The 17,823-nt window shown below is 70.7% G+C and carries 16 protein-coding genes; 4 read left to right on the plus strand and 12 right to left on the minus strand.

All coding sequences use genetic code 11. From position 1 onward, the window contains the following. The 12 genes from EV216_RS07950 to EV216_RS18480 are packed head-to-tail and all read right to left on the minus strand — an operon-like array spanning window position 1 to window position 12,146. Window positions 1-510, minus strand: a complete 510-nt coding sequence (locus EV216_RS07950) for a phage baseplate assembly protein V (protein WP_132694530.1) — start codon at window positions 508-510, stop codon at window positions 1-3. After that, on the minus strand, window positions 507-1,634 hold the full coding sequence (locus EV216_RS07955; RefSeq protein ID WP_132694531.1) for a hypothetical protein: 1,128 nt from the start codon (window positions 1,632-1,634) through the stop codon (window positions 507-509). The genes EV216_RS07950 and EV216_RS07955 overlap by 4 nt, the downstream gene beginning before the upstream one ends. A gap of 4 nt (window positions 1,635-1,638) precedes the next feature. Further along, window positions 1,639-1,998: a hypothetical protein gene (locus EV216_RS07960; protein ID WP_207893985.1), complete on the minus strand. Its 360-nt coding sequence runs from the start codon at window positions 1,996-1,998 to the stop codon at window positions 1,639-1,641. After that, entirely contained in the window at window positions 1,995-2,654 is a 660-nt protein-coding gene (locus tag EV216_RS07965; protein WP_132694532.1) for a hypothetical protein, read from the minus strand. The genes EV216_RS07960 and EV216_RS07965 overlap by 4 nt, the downstream gene beginning before the upstream one ends. Further along, entirely contained in the window at window positions 2,651-4,378 is a 1,728-nt protein-coding gene (locus EV216_RS07970) for an eCIS core domain-containing protein (RefSeq protein WP_132694533.1), read from the minus strand. Before EV216_RS07970 ends, EV216_RS07965 begins: the two co-directional genes overlap by 4 nt. Next, window positions 4,375-4,638 carry a hypothetical protein gene (locus tag EV216_RS07975; RefSeq protein WP_132694534.1) on the minus strand — a complete coding sequence of 88 codons (264 nt, stop codon included), beginning with the start codon at window positions 4,636-4,638 and terminating at the stop codon, window positions 4,375-4,377. Before EV216_RS07975 ends, EV216_RS07970 begins: the two co-directional genes overlap by 4 nt. Beyond that, window positions 4,635-6,545, minus strand: a complete 1,911-nt coding sequence (locus EV216_RS07980) for an ATP-binding protein (RefSeq protein ID WP_132694535.1) — start codon at window positions 6,543-6,545, stop codon at window positions 4,635-4,637. Before EV216_RS07980 ends, EV216_RS07975 begins: the two co-directional genes overlap by 4 nt. Continuing rightward, window positions 6,542-7,876 carry a Pvc16 family protein gene (locus tag EV216_RS07985; protein ID WP_132694536.1) on the minus strand — a complete coding sequence of 445 codons (1,335 nt, stop codon included), beginning with the start codon at window positions 7,874-7,876 and terminating at the stop codon, window positions 6,542-6,544. The genes EV216_RS07980 and EV216_RS07985 overlap by 4 nt, the downstream gene beginning before the upstream one ends. Then, on the minus strand, window positions 7,873-8,598 hold the full coding sequence (locus EV216_RS07990) for a hypothetical protein (protein ID WP_132694537.1): 726 nt from the start codon (window positions 8,596-8,598) through the stop codon (window positions 7,873-7,875). Before EV216_RS07990 ends, EV216_RS07985 begins: the two co-directional genes overlap by 4 nt. Continuing rightward, window positions 8,595-9,290 carry a hypothetical protein gene (locus tag EV216_RS07995; RefSeq protein ID WP_132694538.1) on the minus strand — a complete coding sequence of 232 codons (696 nt, stop codon included), beginning with the start codon at window positions 9,288-9,290 and terminating at the stop codon, window positions 8,595-8,597. The genes EV216_RS07990 and EV216_RS07995 overlap by 4 nt, the downstream gene beginning before the upstream one ends. A gap of 39 nt (window positions 9,291-9,329) precedes the next feature. Next, window positions 9,330-9,833, minus strand: a complete 504-nt coding sequence (locus EV216_RS08000; RefSeq protein WP_132694539.1) for a phage tail protein — start codon at window positions 9,831-9,833, stop codon at window positions 9,330-9,332. A 15-nt stretch (window positions 9,834-9,848) separates the two neighbouring features. Then, window positions 9,849-12,146 carry a phage tail sheath C-terminal domain-containing protein gene (locus EV216_RS18480; RefSeq protein ID WP_132694540.1) on the minus strand — a complete coding sequence of 766 codons (2,298 nt, stop codon included), beginning with the start codon at window positions 12,144-12,146 and terminating at the stop codon, window positions 9,849-9,851. Between the two features lie 527 nt (window positions 12,147-12,673). Here EV216_RS18480 and EV216_RS08010 point away from each other — a divergent pair. The 4 genes from EV216_RS08010 to EV216_RS18230 all read left to right on the plus strand — a co-directional run bounded on the left by EV216_RS08010 (window position 12,674) and on the right by EV216_RS18230 (window position 17,822). Next, window positions 12,674-13,486: a hypothetical protein gene (locus EV216_RS08010; RefSeq protein WP_132694541.1), complete on the plus strand. Its 813-nt coding sequence runs from the start codon at window positions 12,674-12,676 to the stop codon at window positions 13,484-13,486. A gap of 117 nt (window positions 13,487-13,603) precedes the next feature. Beyond that, window positions 13,604-14,725 carry a trypsin-like serine protease gene (locus tag EV216_RS08015; RefSeq protein WP_132694542.1) on the plus strand — a complete coding sequence of 374 codons (1,122 nt, stop codon included), beginning with the start codon at window positions 13,604-13,606 and terminating at the stop codon, window positions 14,723-14,725. Then, window positions 14,722-16,428: a S1 family peptidase gene (locus tag EV216_RS08020; protein WP_165899195.1), complete on the plus strand. Its 1,707-nt coding sequence runs from the start codon at window positions 14,722-14,724 to the stop codon at window positions 16,426-16,428. The genes EV216_RS08015 and EV216_RS08020 overlap by 4 nt, the downstream gene beginning before the upstream one ends. Further along, the gene (locus EV216_RS18230; RefSeq protein WP_165899196.1) at window positions 16,407-17,822 is read left to right on the plus strand and encodes a peptidoglycan-binding domain-containing protein; all 1,416 of its coding nucleotides are present in this window, start codon (window positions 16,407-16,409) and stop codon (window positions 17,820-17,822) included. Before EV216_RS08020 ends, EV216_RS18230 begins: the two co-directional genes overlap by 22 nt. Window position 17,823 lies beyond the last annotated feature (1 nt).

Raw genomic sequence — 17,823 nt, forward strand, 5'->3', positions numbered from 1 at the left:
TCAGATCACGGTCAGGGCGCCGTTGTTGACGGTGACGGTCGGGCCGATCAGCGTGATCGAGGCGCCGCGGCCGTTCTGGATGTAGATGCCGGTATCGTTCACGATCAGCGAGGCACCCGCAGTCGTCTTGATGACGATGCCCCCGGTGGGGCCGGGCAGGTCGGTCACCGTGACGCCGTTCTGGCCCACGGTCTGCATCGTCAGTGCCGACAGCGCGGGCGGCGTCATCAGGTGCAGCGCGGGCACCTCGGCGGCCGAGCCGAAGAAGCAGCCCGACCAGATCGGATGGTCGGGATCGCCCTGTTCGAACTCGATCCAGACGCCCGCGCCGATCGGCGGCACCGCGACCGATCCGGTCTGAAGCCCGGCCACCGGAAAGCAGGGCATCGCCCAACTGCTGAGCGCCACCGACGAGACATCGGTCACCATGGCCTGGATGCGGCCCATCATCATCGGGTCCACATTGTTCAGCACCGTGCCGCGATATTTCCCGTAATAGCGTTGCGTCATGCCGGCACCGATGCCTGGGTGGGCAGAAGCCCGTTGCGTTTCAGGGTAAAGCCCTGGCTGTAGCTGCCGCGCCGGATCTCGTGGGTGACGCTGGCGACGTAATGCACCCCGTCAAAGGCCGTGCCCGCGCCCCGCACCCCCACCAGCCCGCGTGCTTTCAGGATGCGGCCATAGCGCAGCACGTCGATCCGGCCCCGGCCGGTGACCGCGTCCGAATGGCGCGCGGCATGGGCAAAGCCGCGGGCCAGCGCCTCGATCGGGTTCATCCGCGCGGTGTCGGTCAGCCGCCGGATCTTCGGCGGCAGCGGCGGGATCGCGCCCAGGGGTGGATGAAACGGGATCGCGGACGGGATCGGAATGGGGATCGGCGCGCGGGTCTCGCGGTTCTGGATGAAGACCACCGGCATCTCGGTGCCGTCCTTGTCGAAGGTGAAGCGCAGTTCCTGGGCATTGGTGGCGCTGCCTGAATCGATGGTCAGCGCGGGCTGTATCGCGCCGATCCGCACCTCTGGCCCCCAATAGGCAAAGCTGGTGGCCGGTGCGGGGCCCGGTTTCATGAAGAAGGTGTAGCCCGCCGCATCGGCCAACGCGCGGATATAGGCCAGGTCGGTATCCTGGTGGCGCGGGATGCGGTCTGTCGGCAGCGGCGGCCCCTCGACCGAGGGGATCACCTGCGGGATCACGCCAAGCCAGGCGTATTTCGCAAGGATCATCGCGACGCGGGCAAAGGGCGGCATCGCGGGATAGGGCAGGCCCGAGAAATCGACGATCTCCATCGCCGCAGTCAGATCCTTGCCCTGCACGCTGAGCGTTCCGGGTGCCCCGCCCGTGCCGGGGGTCAGCGCGGTGCGGGTGACCACGCCGTTGATCAGCGTGCTGGCCTGCCCGTTCACCGTGGCCACCAGCGCCACCCGCAGGATCGGCAGCGCCGAGCCGCCCGCCAGCAGGAAGACGGTGTTCAGCGGCGAGTCCTTCTCGACCGCGAATTCCATCGAGAACCCGCTTTGCGTCTCGCCCGAATTGTCCTCGATGCTGACCGATTGCAGGGCATCGACGACCGAGGCCGGGGCGGGCACCGGGATGCCCGGGCCGAACAGCAGCGTCAGGTCGATGCCCTTGATCATGGCGCTATTCCTCGGGCGGCGCGGGCACGCCGCGCGGCCATGTGATACGGATCGTGGTCTCCGGCGCTTCCAGGTCCTCGGCCCAGATCGCGCCATTGGCATCCATCAGCAGCCAGAACATTTCCGGATCGCCGGTCTCGGCCGCGGCGATTCGGTCCAGCCGCTCGCCCTGTTTGGTCTCGCGCAGATGGCGCAGGGCAAATTCCTCGGGCGGCGGCGAGAGGCGGCGTTTCAGACAGCTCACCGGCTGGCCGTCCGGCCCGGTGACCTGCGTGGTCGGGATGCCGTGATAGCGGCTTTCGGGCGGGAAATCGGTGCGCTCGACGATGCCCGCTTCGAACATCGCCTGGATCGGGTTCTTCATGCCGACAGCCCCCCCAGTCCCAATTCGCCCAGCTGCCCGGCGGCGGCGCGTGCGGCCAGCGCCTCCTTGCCTTGCAGATAGGCCATGAACAGCCCGCCGCCGCGATGGTCGAAGCCCAGATCGGCGACCGACAGCACCCGAAGCGTCAGGCTGACCCGCGCGCGGATCGGGTTCAGCGCGGGGTCGAAGAATTCCTCGGTGATCGACAGTTCGGCCAGCCGCACCGGCACCACGCGGCTGCGGCTCCAGACGAACAGCGCCAGCGGGGTTTCGACGGGCGTGATCTCGAAACTGCCGCTGCGGCGCTGGGCGCCCTGGCGTTCGAGTTGCGCGACCGTCGGGTGCAGCATCGATTCCAGCGCGGCAAGTGCGGGGAACAGCCCGGTCTCGACCGCGGCGGCGTTGCTGTCGGGAAATTCAAGCTGGTCGGTTGCGTCCAGTTCCGCCTCGAAGGTGATCGTCTCGACCGCGGGGCCGGTCAGCCGCAGCGGATGCGCCCGCGCGCCCTCGCCCTCGACCGCCTGCGCGCTCAGCCGACGGCTCAGCGTCTCGGCGGCGTATTGCAGCGCCACGATCCGGCGCACCGCGCCGCTGCCCGGCTCGATCAGCACCAGCCCCGCGCGGGTCAGCCGGGGAGAATGGGGAAAGCCGGTCATGTGATCCTCACCTCGACCCGGTCGGAATTGGTGCCGGTGTTGTCCGCCACCTGAACGGTGACGGTGCCTGCCGCTGTGCCGATGGTCAGCGTGGCGCGGGTTTCGTCTGACGGATCCTTGGCGATCGTGCAGCCCAGATCGGGGGGCACGATGGTCCAGTCGAGCGAGGTTCCCGCCGGCAGCGTTCCGGGCAGCGCCTCGACCCTCAGCGAGACGGTGCGCGGTGCGGGCGCGGCGGCGGCTTCCTCGGTCTCGGACCCGGCGCTGGGCGGCGGCGGGGAAGCGCTCTTCGGCGTATTCACAGGCGAGGCGGTCAGGTTGGTGACCGCAGGCGGGCCGGAATAGTCCTCGACATGCTCGATTCCGTTCACAGTGGTCACGAACTCCACATCCGTGCCGCTTCGGCGCAGGGTACGGCTGTGGGCGGTCGTGGTGAACCGGGTCCAGCGACTGCCCGAGGCAGCACGCGGGTTGAAGAAGTGGAACTGCTGGTCGAGCGTCAGCGTGACCGGCAGGCGGTTGGTGGGTCGAGGGTTTGAATGGCTCTGGACGTGATCACCGACCTTGATGAGGTCGCGATGGGTGCTGACATTGTCGCCATCGGCAAGGCCGGAGGTCGCCGAGGTCGGCCCGAACTCGCCGGTATCGGTCAGTGCCCAGCTTCCGGCTGCATCGTTTGCAAGCGTGCCGGTATGCAGGGTGAAGCTGTCGCGGCCCCGACCGAAGGGCCAGTTCCGCCCGCTGAAGGCATGGGTCGCGCCCGTAGGGTTGGGCGCGCCCGGAAAACGTTCGCCGATCCGAAGGTTCGTCAGCACGTTCTGCGAACCTTCGTTGCTGGTGAAGACATGCTGGAAGGCGGCGCCGTAATCGTCGGCCGAAGTGGTCAGGTCGGACGCCACGGTTGTGGTCTCGATGCCCGTGGGAATCGAGGCAATGTAGAAGGTCCGCGAGAACGTGCCCGCGCTATTCGCGGCGCGCACGGTCAGGGAGCCGCCAGTCTGGTCAGCCGCGAGTGTGATTGTCCCGTTCTCGCCAATCGTCGTGCCCTGCGCCTTGGTGGCGGTGCCATCGGCAATCGACCAGGTGACTTCGGTTCCGTTCGTGCTTGCGGTCAATCGCGCGGTGCCCCCGGCCGCGGCGGGGATCGCCTTGGTCTGGTCGAAGTTGAAGTCGATCTGCGTCGGGCGAACCGGCGCGGTTTCCTCTTCGCCCGTGCGCCGGATAACCCCCTTGCCCTGCTGCAAGGTATGGGTCAGCTCATGCGCCATCAGATGCCGCCCCTCACGGGTTTCGGGGGCGTATTCGCCGGGGGCGAGGGCGATGTTCTGGCCCAGCGTATAGGCGCGCGCGCCGATGCCGCGCGCGGCTGCGCCTGCCCGTGTGCCTTCGTGCAGGCGGACTGCCGACAGGTCGCGGCCGAAGCGCGGCTCGAAGAATCGCCGCTCGGCGGGGGAAAGCGGCCGCCCGCCGTTGGCGACGGCGGCCGCGGCCTTGGCGGTGGCCATGCTCTGCCGGTCATCCGCCCCGGTTTCATCGCTCTGGCGCTGGATCAGCGGCGTGACCGGCAAGGGGCCAGTCAGGGGCGTGGGGCGGTCGGCGGTGACGGCATCGGCGATGCGGTCGGCCTCCTGCTCGAACCGGTCGCCCGGGCGGCCGAGCATGGGCTTTGTCTGCACGCGCGCGGCGGTGGCGGGTTGGGCGGGTTGCGGCGGGGCGTGGGTCATGGGCCTGTTCCTTCCAGCACGCTGCGGGCCAGCCCGGACACCGCCCGCCCGATGGCGGGTTCGATCCCGGCCTCGCCCGCGTCGGCCTGCGCCCGCGCCGCCATGCCTGCGCGAGCCTGCGGGGCGGGGGTCAGCGGGGCGCTGCCTGCCAGCGCCTCGGCCAGTGCCCCGGCAATGGCGCGTTCAAGGGCCGCGCGCGAGACCGGCCCGCCCGTGACGCTGAGCGCGTCGATCCGGATCGTGATGCGTTGTGGGGTCATTCCAGTGCCCTCCGTTCCGCGGCGGTGAAGGGTTTTTCCAGCTTGGCGTATTCGCGTTCGGCGGCGGCCAGGACGTGGGCCATCGTGACTGGCCCGCCGGTGTCGGCGGCCAGGTAGCTTGCGTTCAGCGCGACGGAGCGGATCGCCCCGCCCGCAAGGTTCAACCGCGCCAGCCGCGCGGGATCGAGCCCCGAGGTCGGCGTGGCGGCGGGGAAGATCCGCGCCCAGATCGCTGCGCGCGCCGCCGCATCGGGGAAGGGGAAGGTCACGACGAAGCGCAGCCGCCGCAGGAAGGCCGCATCCAGCGCCGATTTCTGGTTCGTCGTCAGGATCGCGAGGCCGGGATAGGATTCCATCCGCTGCAACAGGTAGCTGACCTCGATATTGGCGTAGCGGTCGTGGCTGTCGCGCACCTCCGAGCGTTTGCCGAACAGCGCGTCGGCCTCGTCGAACAGCAGGATCGCGCCGCTGGCCTCGGCGGCGGCAAAGACGCGCGACAGGTTCTTTTCGGTCTCGCCGATATATTTGCTGACCACCTGGCTCAGGTCGATCCGGTAAAGATCGAGCGCCAGTTCGCCCGCGATCACCTCGGCGGCCAGCGTCTTGCCGGTGCCCGAGGCCCCCGCGAACAGCGCCGCCGAACCCAGGCCCCTGGGGCTTTTCTCGCGCCAGCCCCATTGGTCGCTGACCTGCCAGCATTGGCGGACATGGGCGGCCAGGTCCTTGATCTGCGCGATCAGCGGCGCGGGCAGCACCAGATCGTCCCATGTGGCGCGGGAGTCGATCCGCTGCGCGAGCCCGTCCAGACGCCGCCGCCCCTGCACCCGCGCCGCCTGCCAGAGCGCGGGGGCAAGCCTGTCGGGCGGGGTGCCGGGGGGCAGCATGTCGGCGGCGGCGGCGATGCCTGCGCGGTCCAGCGCGAACTGCCCCGCCAGATGGTCGAGCGCGGGGCCAAGTGCGGCGGCGTGCGCCGACCCCAGCGTCGCCTGCCAGACCGCGCGGCGTTCGGTGCTGTCGGGGGCGGGGGTCTCGATCCGCAGGCGCGGGGCGCGTTCGGGCGGCTCGGGATCGGGCGCGGCGATGGCGGTGGGGCCATGCAGCAGATCGGCCAGCGCGCGGGCCGCTTCGGCGCTTTCGGCCGCCGCCTCGATCAGCAGGGCGCCATCGCTGAAGGCCAGTTCACGGTCGATCAGCCGGGCCAGCGCATGCCGCTCGGCCGGATCGGCGGGCAGATCGGCGGCCCCGATCCGAAAAAGCGCCAGCCCCAGCGCGGCGGCGGCTGTTGCCATCGCCGCCCGCGTCGCCGTCGGATCGGGACCGGCTAGCAGCAGCACGGGCAGCGGCCCGGGCATGTCCCAGGCGCGCGCGATGGTGGCGGCGCTGTCGCGCGCCGCGCCGGTCGGCGGCGCATCGGGCGCCGGCACCGGGCGGACATGTGCCGCAAGACGCGGGTCGAGATAGCCCAGCCCCATCAGGAACTGCACCGCGCGTTCATCCGCGGCCAGCGTCCGGCGCAACATCGGCCCGGTGCCGTCCAGCGTCAGAAGCAGGTGGCGGCGCAGCGGCGCGGCGGGGCAAAGCGCGGTCCATGCCTCGGGACCCAGCACCGCCAGCGCCAGCGAAAGATCGGCGCGCACCCCCCCGGTTGCCGCGGCGATGGCCTCGGCCAGACCGGCATGCAGGTCTGGTCCGGCGGCCAGCGCCATCAGGTCGGCCTCGATCGGCGTCAGCCCGAAGCGCAGGGCCAGGGTTTCCAGCGCCGATCCGGCGGTGCCGTCGCGCGGCAGCGGGCCGGGACTGGTCGGGGCGGCGATACGGGCGGCCAGCGCATCGCAATGGCGGGCAAGGGCGGCGCGCATTGCCTGCGTTGCGGTTTCGGCGGCGGTTATGCGCGGCTCGGCACTCATGGGATCGTCACCGTTTCCAGCGCGGGCGGCTCGGCCAGCCGGTCGATCACCGGGCTGTCGATCCCATCGACGCGCAGCCGCACCGGCAGCGCCGCGCCGGGGGGAAGCCCCGCGAACTCGGCCGCAACGGTGGTTGTCGGGGCGGGGGGTGTCTCGACCAGCGCCATCTGCTGGCCGACAAGGATCGCGACGCTCTGGCCCGGCCGGATCGGTGGCGAGCAGGTCACGGTGACCGTGACGCCCCCGGCCGTGGCCGTGGCGCTGGCCGTGATGGCGGGGGCCAGTGCGATGGCCAGCGCGTTCGTTGCCGCATCGCGCCCGTCATCGCCCAGCAGATGCAGCGCGACCGCATAGGGGCCGATCCGCCACGCGCCCGGATCGGCGCCGCTGCCCTCCAGCGGATCGCCGGGCGGGCGCGGCGGACCGGCGGGCAGGTCGACCACGATCCGGATCGGCGCCGAGGGGCCGGGCGGGGAAAGCTCCAGCACCTGCCCGGTATCGGGCCGGGTGAAGCGCACCGTTGCCGTGCCGCGGTCCAGCGCGCTGCCGCTCAGCGCGATCCGGCGGCCCAGTCGCATCACCGGCTGGCCATCCAGCGGCTCGATCCCCATCAGCGTCGGCACCCCCGACAACAGATCGGGGCGCAGCGCCACGCCCGGATCGCGCCCGCTTTCGGCATCGCGCAGCCCGCCGCGGCTGAGCACCGGCAGGCTGGGGCGCGTCGCGATCTCGCGCTCGATCAGCACCAGCGCGACATCATAGGCGACCGTCGTGCGATAGCTGGTCTGCATCGCGGTCCAGATCCGCGACATGTCGTCAAGCGACAGCGCGCGCGGCGTGATCCTGATCCGCTCGACCTGATCGGCCAGCCGCACCGCCTGGTCCAGCCAGCCTTGCGTCGGGCTGACATCGCCCGCGATCCCGGCGGCAAGGGCGTTGCGGATCGCCTCGCGCGGGACGATGGCGGTTTCGTGAAAGGTCTGCATCGCAAAGCCCAGCAGCGTCTCGGCGTTCAATTGCTCGCCCGAGATCGCCGTCAGCAGGTAATGCAGGTCCAGCGCCAGCCGCGGCCGCCGGGTCAGCCGCCCCTGCGCATCGCGGGTGGGCAGGTCGTCAACGCTCAGCGCGGCGTTCGGCGTGATCCGGTGCAGGTACAGGTTCAGCCGGTTGCCCTGCGCCTCGGCATCGTCGGTCAGGATGCGGTCGGGCGGCAGGGCCGTGACCGCGAAATCGCCGCCCAGCACCTGGCTTGCATCGGCCTCGATCAGCGCGTCGTGCAGCAGGCTTTTCAGAAGCTGGGTCACCGCCGACAGGGCAAGCACATTGCTCATCGCCCGCCCTCCTTGCCGCGCAGGTAATCGGCCAGCGGGGCGGTGCCGCGGCGCGTGCGGGGCGGGTCCTGTGCCGCCCGGGGCGGGTCGGCGACGATGTGCAACCGGCCGATATGGATGGTGATCTCGGGCGGCGGGGGCGGGGCAGGGGGCGGCGTTGCCGCAACCGGCGGCGGCGCGTGCGGGGCGGGCTGCGGAGCGCGGGGCAACGCAGCGGCGGGCGGTTGCAGCGGTTCGGGCGGCGGGCCGAGCGTGGCGGCGGGGGGCGGGGCCGTCCGCATCGCGGATGCGGGTTCCGGCGGGGACAGGGGTGTGGGCCGGGCCGCTGTCGGGGCGGGGGCCGGTTGAGGCGACGCAGCCGGCGCGGGGGCAGGAGCGGCCGGGACCCTTGCCTCGGCCAGCGCCTCGGGCTTCTGCGCCTGTGAAAGGGGCAGAGCGGGTTGGTCCAGCGGCGCAGGCGGCGCAGGCTGCGCGGCGCGCGACGGGGGCGGGGTCGGGCGCGGTTCGGCGGCCGGATCGGGCGGCGGGTTTGCACGGGTCTGGCGGGGGCGGGGCTCCGGGGCCGCTTCGGCGGCGGGGCGGGGGGCAAGCGTCTCGGTCACGGTTTCGGCGAGTGTCGCATCCGCGCCCGGTCCGGTTTCGAACCGCGCGGCAAGGCGCGGGCGCAGCCCCGCGGGCGCCTGCCCGGTCGCCCGGGCGATCAGGCGGGCCAGCGCGCTCATGTCGTCCCCCGCGCAAGGCGCAGATAGGCCGCGCGGCGGGCGGGCGACAGCGCCAGCACATCCGCTTCGCGCCATCCATAGGCGCGGGCAAGCTCCGCCACCTCGGCCAGCAGGCGCAGCGCGGCGGCCTCGACCTCGGCCCAGAGATGGGCGGCGATGTCGACGCTTTCGCGCCAGTCCGCGCCGCAGTCGGGGCAAGTCAGCAGGCAGCGCGCCTCGGCCGCCGCTGCCCGCGCCTCGATCTCGGCCTCGATCGCGCGGGCCTCGGTCTCGGACAGCGCCTCGCCATCGGGCACAAGGCGGGCGCGCAGGAAGCCCGGCAGCGCCTCGGGCGCGACGCCGCGCGCGGCGGCCAGATCGCGGCTGGTCAGCGGCGCCAGCGTCACCGCGCGGCTGCCGATCCGCAGCGGGCCGGGCACGGGCGCCTCAAGCGCGCCCGCCAGCGCGTCGGCCTCCAGCGTCACCTCGACATCCGCGCCGCAATCGGGGCAGGCGGCCACGCAGTCGAGCACCGGTCCGAAGGTTGCCCGCCGCAACGCCAGCAGCAAGCGGTCACGCTCGGCCAGCGCCAGATCGGCCGCGTCCCCGTGCCCGCCCGCCCAGAGCAGCACCAGCGCCCGGTCAAGCGGAGCGCGGCCCAGCCCGGCCTCCCAGGCCATCAGCATCGCCTCTGGGTTCAGTCCTGCCCGCATCTTTCAAGGCCCCCCCGGGCCATCCGCCCGTTCGCGCCCCTATTCCTGCGGTTCCACCACCTCGCGGTCGCGCAGCCAGCCCTCGTTTTCCAGCTTGATCGACTGGATCGCCACGGCATTGGCATTGGCATCAAGCTCGGGCAGGGCCTGGAACTCGGACACCCAGCAGCGATAGACGTTGTAGGCCAGCGCCAGCTGGCCCGCCTCGTTATACATCTCGATGATGATGTCCTTGCGGAAATCCTTGAGCGCTACCTCGGCCCCCAGACCGGCCTCGACATTCCAGACAAGGTTCGCCCAGGTCTCGAATTCGGGGTCGTGGGTGACGCCGCGTTCCAGCGTGATCGCCTCGAACTTGGACCGGCCGGGCGATTTTCGGCTGGTCGAAGGATCGCCGCCGACGCGATGCTCGACCACCTCGGTCGTGCGTTTCAGCGCGCCGACCTTCGAGATGCCCGCGACATAGCGGCCATCCCATTTCACGCGGAACTTGAAGTTCTTGTAGGGGTCGAAGCGGTGGGTGTTGACGCTGAATTCTGCCATGGTCCCGGCCTTTCCCTAGCTCTGGCTCTGTCCGGCAAGCTGCTGGATCTGGATGATGACGAACTCGGCCGGTTTCAGCGGCGCAAAGCCCACGACGATGTTGACGATCCCGAGGTCGATATCGGCCTGGGTGGTGGTGGTGCGATCGCAGCGCACCAGATAGGCCTCTTGCGGGGTCGCGCCCTGGAACGCGCCCTGGCGGAAAAGCTGGTTCATGAAACTGCCGACCGACAGCCGGATCTGCGCCCAGAGCGGTTCGTCATTCGGCTCGAACACCACGAATTGCGTGCCGCGATACAGGCTTTCCTGGATGAACAGCGCGATCCGGCGCACGGGGACATATTTCCATTCGCTTGCCAGCGCATCCGCCCCCACCATGGTCCGCGCGCCCCAGCTGACCTGGCCGAAGACGGGGAAACTGCGCAGGCAGTTCAGGCCAAGCGGGTTCAGCACGCCGTTCTCGGGGTCCGACAGCGCATAGTCGAGCGCGGTCACCCCCCTGAGCCGCGCCTCGATGCCGGCGGGGGCCTTCCACACGCCGCGGGCGGCATCGGTGCGGGCGTAAAGTCCGGCCATCAGGCCGGAATTCGCGAAGGACCGCGGGCGGTTGCCTTGCAGCGGGTCGGGCATGCGCACGCGGGGGAAATAGACTGCGGCGTTCTGGTGGCGCAGCCCCGCATTGGCCGGATCGCCGATCCAGGCGCGCGCGCCCTCGAAATCGGTGACATTGCCGGGCATGTCGATCAGGATCATCGCGCGCCGTTCCTCGGCATAGGCGATGGCATTGGCCAGCACGCCCGCGTCATTCACCTCGGGCAGGTTCAGGATGTTCAGATCGCGCACATCCTCCAGCGCGAAAAGCCCGGTCTTGGCCGCCCGCGAGCCCAGGATCGCGGTTTCGTCGGGCACGGCGCCGTCATCGCCGCCGACCGCCCCCACCTGCGCGGTCAGATCGGGACCCGATCCCATCCGGTATCCCGCGACATTGACGAATTCGCCCCCGCCCCCGCCGATCCCCAGCGTGGCGGCCCCCGTTCCGCCGAAATCGAGCCGCACCGAGGGATCGGCCCCGCCCGCGCGCAGCACCAGCGCGCCGCCGATGGTCTGGACGCTGGCCCGCGAAAGCGCCTCGTTGGTCTCGGCCCGCAACCGGGTCTCGATCCGCGCGCGCGCCTCGGCAAGCGTCGTGGGGGCGGGCACGGGGGGCGTGGCGCCGCTGTCCTGAAGGACCACGGTGATATCGGCCAGCGCGGCACCCGCGGTATCCAGCGCCTGAACCGACATGGTCATCGGATCGGTGCTGAAATCGAGCGCGTCGAAATCCTCGATCCGCACGCCCGCTGTGCCGCTTTGCGCCGGGCGGGTGGGGGCGGAGCCATGGATCTCGCGCCCGCCCTGGGCAAGCCCCAACTGCAGCCGCGCCGCCGCGGACCGGATCGAGGCGCGGCGGAACCGGACCGAGCTTTGCCGCGAGGTGCTGCCCGATGTCGCCACCAGACGGTCGCCGTCGATAGCGCAGGAAAAGCCGGAAAATCCGGGGTTTGCGGGCTCCAGCGTGGGAACGATGGTGTTCAGCGCCGTGCGCAGCGCGGCCAGCGTGGCCAGCCCGCCGCCCTCGCCGAACAGGTCGAACTCGATGAACGGCCCGCCGTCGATCGAGATCGCCAGCCGCCTTGCATTGTCGTCCAGCGCGGCAATCTCGGCATCGGTAAGCGGCCCCGACCGCGCCATTCCGGCCGCCGCACCGCCAGCACCCTCGTCGGTCAGCCGGATCAGCCGCGAGTCGGCCTCCAGAACGGTCGGGGCATAGGTTGCTGCATCGGGGTCCATCGAAAGGTTGCGATGCGCCTCGGTCCGGGCGGGGACCATGCGCCCGGCGCGGTCGATGAACTCGGTAACGGTCAGGTTGAAGCTCTCGTCGGGGTTCGCGCTTTCGTAATCGACGTTCAGAACCAAGGCGTTACCCCACGCGCCCTCGCTGGCGGCGGTGGCGGTCAGGGTCAGGTCGCCCGCCATGGTCCGCATGCCGATGGCGGCGGGCACCGCGCCTTCGGCCACGCGGACCACCCAGGCGCTGGCGCCGCCGTTCAGGAAGAAATGGCTGACCGCGTAGGCAAGCGGGCTGTCGAGGTGCAACCCCCCGAAATTCCGCTCGAAATCGGCATAGCTGAAAAGCTGGACGGGGGCGTTGACCGGGCCGCGGGCGGTGTAGCCGACGAAACCGGCGATCGAGGTGGGCACGCCGGCGATGGCGCGGGTGCCGGAGGGAATTTCCTGAATGTATACGCCGGGATAGGAGACTGCGACAGCCATTGGATGCTCCTTGCATCAACAGCGCGTCGAAAGCCCGACATCCCGGGAAAGCGCGCCTGCAAGCCGCCGGGCGCGCGGAAAATTACCAGCTAAAGCCTTCTACTCGAACAAAAATTCCATCCCCCCACAGGACAGCAGGGCAATGCCCCGGCGCATGCGCAATACCTGATGCATGCGGTCGCGGCATCGCCGGCATACCTTCGAGACACGCCTCTGATCATGCCTAACCCCTTGAGCGTCAAGGATGCCCGGATTCGAGTCAAGCCCATTGCGCAGGCCGGGGGCGTGGGTCGGCGGGGACTGCGCGGCGGGCGGAACGGGGTATCGGAATTCCATCGGACTTTCGTCGGACTTCCATCGGGGTTTCATATGGCAAATCTCCGGGCGTCGATCCGCGCCCATGGCCGGTCGGATCCCGCCGGACAAGGCGGCCAGATCACCCGCGACCCGGGCCGGGCGCTGTGCTAGGCTTGCCCCGCCGGACAGGGGCCGCGACAGGGGCCGCGCCTGAGCGGGAGGGGAGCGGGATGAACTGGAAGCTGATCGCCGGGCTGGGCGGACTCGCCGTGTTGGGGGTGGGCGGCTATGTGGCGCTTGGCCTGATGGACGGCGCGCGCCCGGCCACGATCGGCGAGATCCTCGCCGAGAACGGCTATACCGAGTTCCGCCCGCCCACGCAAAGTGCGCTGCCCGGCACGCTGGTTCTGGTCACGGGGACCGAGCCGGTCGCGCTGGGCGTGGTGTGCCGCCCGGAACAGGCACTGGGGCTGGGGCTGGCCGAGATCCCGGTCTCGGCCTCGATCTCGACCGAGCTTTCCTCGGCGCTGAACCGGACGCTGGCGCTGGATGCGGGGCTGCTGGACCGGATCAGGGCGGGCGGGCGGCTGGAGGAGGTCAGCGAGATCCGCATCACGCTGGGCAATGTGCGGATCCTGGAACTGTCCGACGACGACGTGATCCGGGGCCTGCCCCGGCGCGATGCCGCCTGCGCCGAGGCGGTGCGGCTGCGGCTGTCGGCGGGCCAGCCGCTGACCATGATAAAAGCCGCGCTGATGGCGGATGTGACCTATACCGCCACGACGCGCAGCGGCGCGGACGGGTCGGTGGCGATGGATGTGCAGCGCGATCTGGCCGCCGCGCTGAAATCCGAGGTCACGGGCAGCGCGGGGGGCACGGTCACGCTGCGCGGGCAGGACCTGGTCTGGGGCATCCGCGACGATCAGGTGCTGGCGCTGCTGGGCACGGTGCTGTCCGCGACCGGCACGGAATCGGGCGCGATGGAGGACCAGCCGCTGCTGGCGCCGGGGGCGGCGGTCGCGGAATTCGGGCCGCTGGACTGACGCGCCTGCGCGCCGGGGTTGACAGGACCGGGGCGCGGGCGCGACAGTTCGCATGGGTTTTTCGTTGCGATTGCGCCCTGTTGCCGGGCAGTCCACCCGTGGGGGAGGTCTGGGGGTATGCGGTTCGCTCTGGTTCTGGTGCTTGCGGCGCTGCTGCAAGCGGGGGCTGTGGGGGCCGATGAGGCCCGGCGCGAGCGGGCGATCCGGGCCTTGCAGCACGAGCTGGGCCTGCCCGAGACGGGGCTGATGGACGGGGCGACGCGGGCGGCGCTGTTCGAGCCGATGACCGAGGCGGGCGCGCCGCGCCCGGCGCTGTCCGCGCCCGAGGCAAGCGTCAGTTTCGACCTGGGCGGCGATGCGGGCACGGCCGGGCCGGTGGACCTGCCGCCCGCAACCGGCACCGGCCGGATCGTCGCCCAGCCCACCATGGCGCCCGACCTGGCGGCGGAGCTGTCGGACGCCTCGGCGATCTATGCGCAATACGAGATGGGCGGGCTGTCGGTCAGGCCCGAGACCTGGGTGCCGTTCTCGGTGATCGGCGAGGACGAGCGCGTGGCGGTGAACGACACGACGAGCTTTCCCGAGCGCGCCATCGTGCAGATCCTGTTCCAGAACGCCTTTGGCGGCACAAGCCTGTGTTCGGGGATGATGGTCTCGGCCGATACGGTGCTGACGGCGGCCCATTGCATCCATGGCGGCACGGTGTTCGGGCGGGCCTATTCGGCCTATCGCGTGCTGCCCGGGCGCAACCGCGCGGCCACGCCCTTCGGCGAATGCGGGGTGCGGCGCGCGCATGTGTTGCAGGGCTGGACCGCGGCCACCAGCGCCGAGGAGGCGCGCGATTACGACCTCGGGGCGCTGAAGCTCGATTGCCGGGTGGGCGAGGCGACGGGCTGGGCCGGGGTGCGGGTGCTGGAGGATGCCGAACTGGGTGCGGTGACGGTGGTGCAGGGCTATGCCGCCGACAAGGCGCCGCCGGGGCGGCAATGGGTCAGCACCGACAGCCTGCGGATATTGCGGGATCTCAAGGGGTTCTACCTGAACGACACCTATGGTGGCACCTCCGGGTCGCCGGTCTTCCTGGGCGCGGATCGCGCGGTCCTGGTCGGCGTGCATACCAACGGGCTGCATGGCGAGGAGCCCTGGGCGAGCCACAACGCCTTTACCCGGATCACGCCCGAGCGGATGCGCCGGATCGCCGAATGGATCGCGGACCAGGGCGCGGAGGCGGGGCGATGATCGGGCGGGGGCTGGTTCTGGCGGCGCTGGCGGTGGTGGGGGTTGCCGGGGCGCTGCGCGCCGATCCGGTGGCCGATACGGTCGTCTATATCGAATGCACCGATCCCGAGGGCCGCAAGCGCGTCGGCTCGGGCGTGCTGGTCAGCGCCGAGGGCCATGTGCTGACCGCCCGCCATGTCGCGCCCGCGGGCAGCCAGTGCCGCGGGTTGCCGGGCGTGGCCGATCCGAACAATGCGCGGGTGATGGTGCTGCAACCCGAACGGGTGCCGGGCGAATATGACGTGGCGCTGCTGAAATTCGCCGAGACGCAGGTCTATCCCTTTTTGCGCTATTGCCGGCTGGACGAGCGGATGATCCGCAAGCGCATCTTCGCCGCCGGGTTCCCGAACGGCACGCGCAGCTTTCGGCCGTCGTTCCGGGCGGGGATCCTCTCGACCACCGAGACCACGCCCGAGGGCGTGATCGAGACCGACAGCCTGCTGGCGCAGGGGATGAGCGGCGGGCCGATCCTGGCCGAGGACGAGACCAGCCTGATCGGCATCGTCTCGGGCGTCGAGATCAGCGCGATCGGCGAGCCGGATTACTACGGCATGACCCCGATCGCGGCGATCACCTCCGCCACCTTCCGGCTGAGCGAGAACGTGGCGGGCTGCTATCCCGACCTGCCGGGGCCTGCGGAACTGGCGGCGCGGATCGACGATCTGGCCGAGGATCTGGCCGCCGCCCGGGCCGAGATCGGCGCGCGGATCGACGCGATGGGCGCGCGCGCCGAGGCGCTGGAGGCCCGCGCCGGTGCGGTCGAGAAAAGCACGGGCCTGATATCCGCCGAGATGCAGAAGCTGCGCGCGGCCTTCAACACCACCAAGACCGTGGCCGACAAGACCTTCGAAAGCCTCGCGGGCCGGATCGAGGACATCGTCCAGCGCCAGGCCCAGCAGACCTTCGAGCAGGCCGTGGCCGAGGCGTTGCAGGGCCGCCCGATCCGCCGCACGCTGGACGAGATCTATGACGACCTCGCCAAGCCGGTCTGGCGCTTTTCCGGCCGCATCGAGGGCGGCTGGGTGACGATGACGCTGGCCTATGAACGCCAGATCTCGGCGCCCGTCTTCAGCCCCGCGCTGCGCTTCTGCCTGACGCCGCTGTTCCTGCCCGCGGCGGGGGCCGATGTCACCGTGTCGGAAATGCCCACGGTGCGGGGCTATTTCACCCTGCTGGACGAGCGGTTCCGCAGCAATCCCGCGATCGTGCGCACCTGCCAGTCGATCGACCATGCCGCCTTGTCGGGCCGCGGCCCCGCGCCGGGCAGCGAGGGCGCGCCGCTGCTCTCGCCGAGCGGGCAGTACCAGTATCCCTATGCCGAGAATTTCGTGCAGCAGCATTACTTCGCCGCAGAGGCGCGGCATGCGGCGGGCGAGCTGGAACCCTGGAACGGGTGGTATTACCTTCAGGTGGTCCGCGAGGCGTCCGGCACCGGCGGCGCGGCACCGGAAATCGTGCTGCGCGCCATCATCGACGCCACCATCGACGAGGAGGAGGGCTATGACAGCCCCGTGATCCTGCCCTGCAAGGTCTACAGCGCCGGGAACGGCGCCACCGGCGGCGGCATGCTGCCCCTCGACCCGGCGCGGCAGATGAGCGACCTTCTGAGTTCCGAGACCCCTAGGCTGGACCAGAACGAGACATGCCATTCCGATCCCTCATAACGCTTGCACTGGCGCTCGTGCTGGCTGCTCCGGCTGCGGCCCAGGACGTTCAGCCCGAGGCCGAAGCCGATGCGGTGTTTTCGCTGCGCAATGTCGAAAGCATGGCCTTCGATCCGGCCCGTGCGGGGCTCTTCGCCATCGCCGACGGGCGGCTGATGCACTGGTCGCTGTTCCCGCTCGAGCTGCGCGCCAGCCTCGAACTGGACACGCTGGCCTCGGACCTGGCGATCAGCCCGGCGGGCAACCTGTTCGTGGCCGGCCAGCGCTGGAACCGCGAAAGCCTGATGCTGCTGGGCGGCAGCATCCTGGCCTTTCCGATCGCGCCGGGGGAAGGCATCGAGGACTGGTTCCGGCTCTACCAGGTGGCCGACAACGCGGCCGGGATCAGCCAGTTCTCGTCGGTCGCGTTCGATGCCTCGGGCATGGCCCATTTCGGCAGTCCGGTGGCCTTCTCGATCCTGTCCGTGCCGGACGATTTCTCGGATGTCGCGCCCGGCACGGAACGGCGAACCTTCGATCTGCGCTGCGGGGCGTCCGCGCAATTGTCGATCTTGGAGGATGAGGGCCAGATATACTATGTGTCCTCGACCATCGAGGGGGCGGCGCTGGAATTCGGCCGACTGGCCGGGCCGGAGGAAAAGCCCGGTCATGTCGAGTGCTTCCGCGTCGCCAACATCTATGCCCAGAAAACCCCGGTCACGACCTTCTTCTCGGTGCGTCACGCGCTGATCGAGCGTCCCCCCGCCAAAGAGGGGGGACCGCCCTGGCGCGGGGTTCTGGCGCTCGATCCCAATATCGGGCGGCTCTATTTCTTCGAGATCATCATTGCCGCAGGCGAGGTGCTTATCTCGCGCGCGCTTTCCTCCGAGATCGGCCTCGATGCGCTGGACGGCGCGGCCGCCGAGGGGCGGACCGGCGCCTTCGGCCTGCTGGCCGCCAGCGGCGACGGGGCCGAGATCCTCGTCTCCGGCACGTCGATGCGCCGGGTGCTGCGCTTCGGGGTGGATGACGATGGGCGGCTGCGCGCACGGGGGGGGATCGAGCTTGCCGCCCCCGTGCAGGGCATCGAGATCAGCCCCGATGGCGGCTATGCCGCGCTCGTGACCGGCGAGAACCGGTTCGGCGCGGAACGGGTGCTGACGGTGCTGCGCGCGCCCGCCGCGCTGCCCGAAGGGGCGGGGCTGCCCGCCGGGTTCCATTCCGTGCGGCTGCTGCAGGAGGAACTGAACGCCGCGGGCTTCGATGCGGGCCGGGTCGATGGCATCGCCGGGCCGCGGACGCTGGAGGCGGTCAAGGCCTATCTGGCCGCAACGGCGGAGCGCGCGCCCGACGCGGACACGGACAGGCTGCGCGCGGTGATCCGGGGGGTCTTTCCGCGCTTCGCGGCGGAATGAC

Source organism: Rhodovulum steppense (genome assembly GCF_004339675.1).
GTDB classification, from domain to species: domain Bacteria; phylum Pseudomonadota; class Alphaproteobacteria; order Rhodobacterales; family Rhodobacteraceae; genus Rhodovulum; species Rhodovulum steppense.

Coding starts and splice junctions, on each gene's coding strand:
- EV216_RS07950 (WP_132694530.1), bottom strand. CDS start 510: ATGACGCAACGCTATTACGGGAAATATCGCGGCACGGTGCTGAACAAT.
- EV216_RS07955 (WP_132694531.1), bottom strand. CDS start 1,634: ATGATCAAGGGCATCGACCTGACGCTGCTGTTCGGCCCGGGCATCCCG.
- EV216_RS07960 (WP_207893985.1), bottom strand. CDS start 1,998: ATGAAGAACCCGATCCAGGCGATGTTCGAAGCGGGCATCGTCGAGCGC.
- EV216_RS07965 (WP_132694532.1), bottom strand. CDS start 2,654: ATGACCGGCTTTCCCCATTCTCCCCGGCTGACCCGCGCGGGGCTGGTG.
- EV216_RS07970 (WP_132694533.1), bottom strand. CDS start 4,378: ATGACCCACGCCCCGCCGCAACCCGCCCAACCCGCCACCGCCGCGCGC.
- EV216_RS07975 (WP_132694534.1), bottom strand. CDS start 4,638: ATGACCCCACAACGCATCACGATCCGGATCGACGCGCTCAGCGTCACG.
- EV216_RS07980 (WP_132694535.1), bottom strand. CDS start 6,545: ATGAGTGCCGAGCCGCGCATAACCGCCGCCGAAACCGCAACGCAGGCA.
- EV216_RS07985 (WP_132694536.1), bottom strand. CDS start 7,876: ATGAGCAATGTGCTTGCCCTGTCGGCGGTGACCCAGCTTCTGAAAAGC.
- EV216_RS07990 (WP_132694537.1), bottom strand. CDS start 8,598: ATGAGCGCGCTGGCCCGCCTGATCGCCCGGGCGACCGGGCAGGCGCCC.
- EV216_RS07995 (WP_132694538.1), bottom strand. CDS start 9,290: ATGCGGGCAGGACTGAACCCAGAGGCGATGCTGATGGCCTGGGAGGCC.
- EV216_RS08000 (WP_132694539.1), bottom strand. CDS start 9,833: ATGGCAGAATTCAGCGTCAACACCCACCGCTTCGACCCCTACAAGAAC.
- EV216_RS18480 (WP_132694540.1), bottom strand. CDS start 12,146: ATGGCTGTCGCAGTCTCCTATCCCGGCGTATACATTCAGGAAATTCCC.
- EV216_RS08010 (WP_132694541.1), top strand. CDS start 12,674: ATGAACTGGAAGCTGATCGCCGGGCTGGGCGGACTCGCCGTGTTGGGG.
- EV216_RS08015 (WP_132694542.1), top strand. CDS start 13,604: ATGCGGTTCGCTCTGGTTCTGGTGCTTGCGGCGCTGCTGCAAGCGGGG.
- EV216_RS08020 (WP_165899195.1), top strand. CDS start 14,722: ATGATCGGGCGGGGGCTGGTTCTGGCGGCGCTGGCGGTGGTGGGGGTT.
- EV216_RS18230 (WP_165899196.1), top strand. CDS start 16,407: ATGCCATTCCGATCCCTCATAACGCTTGCACTGGCGCTCGTGCTGGCT.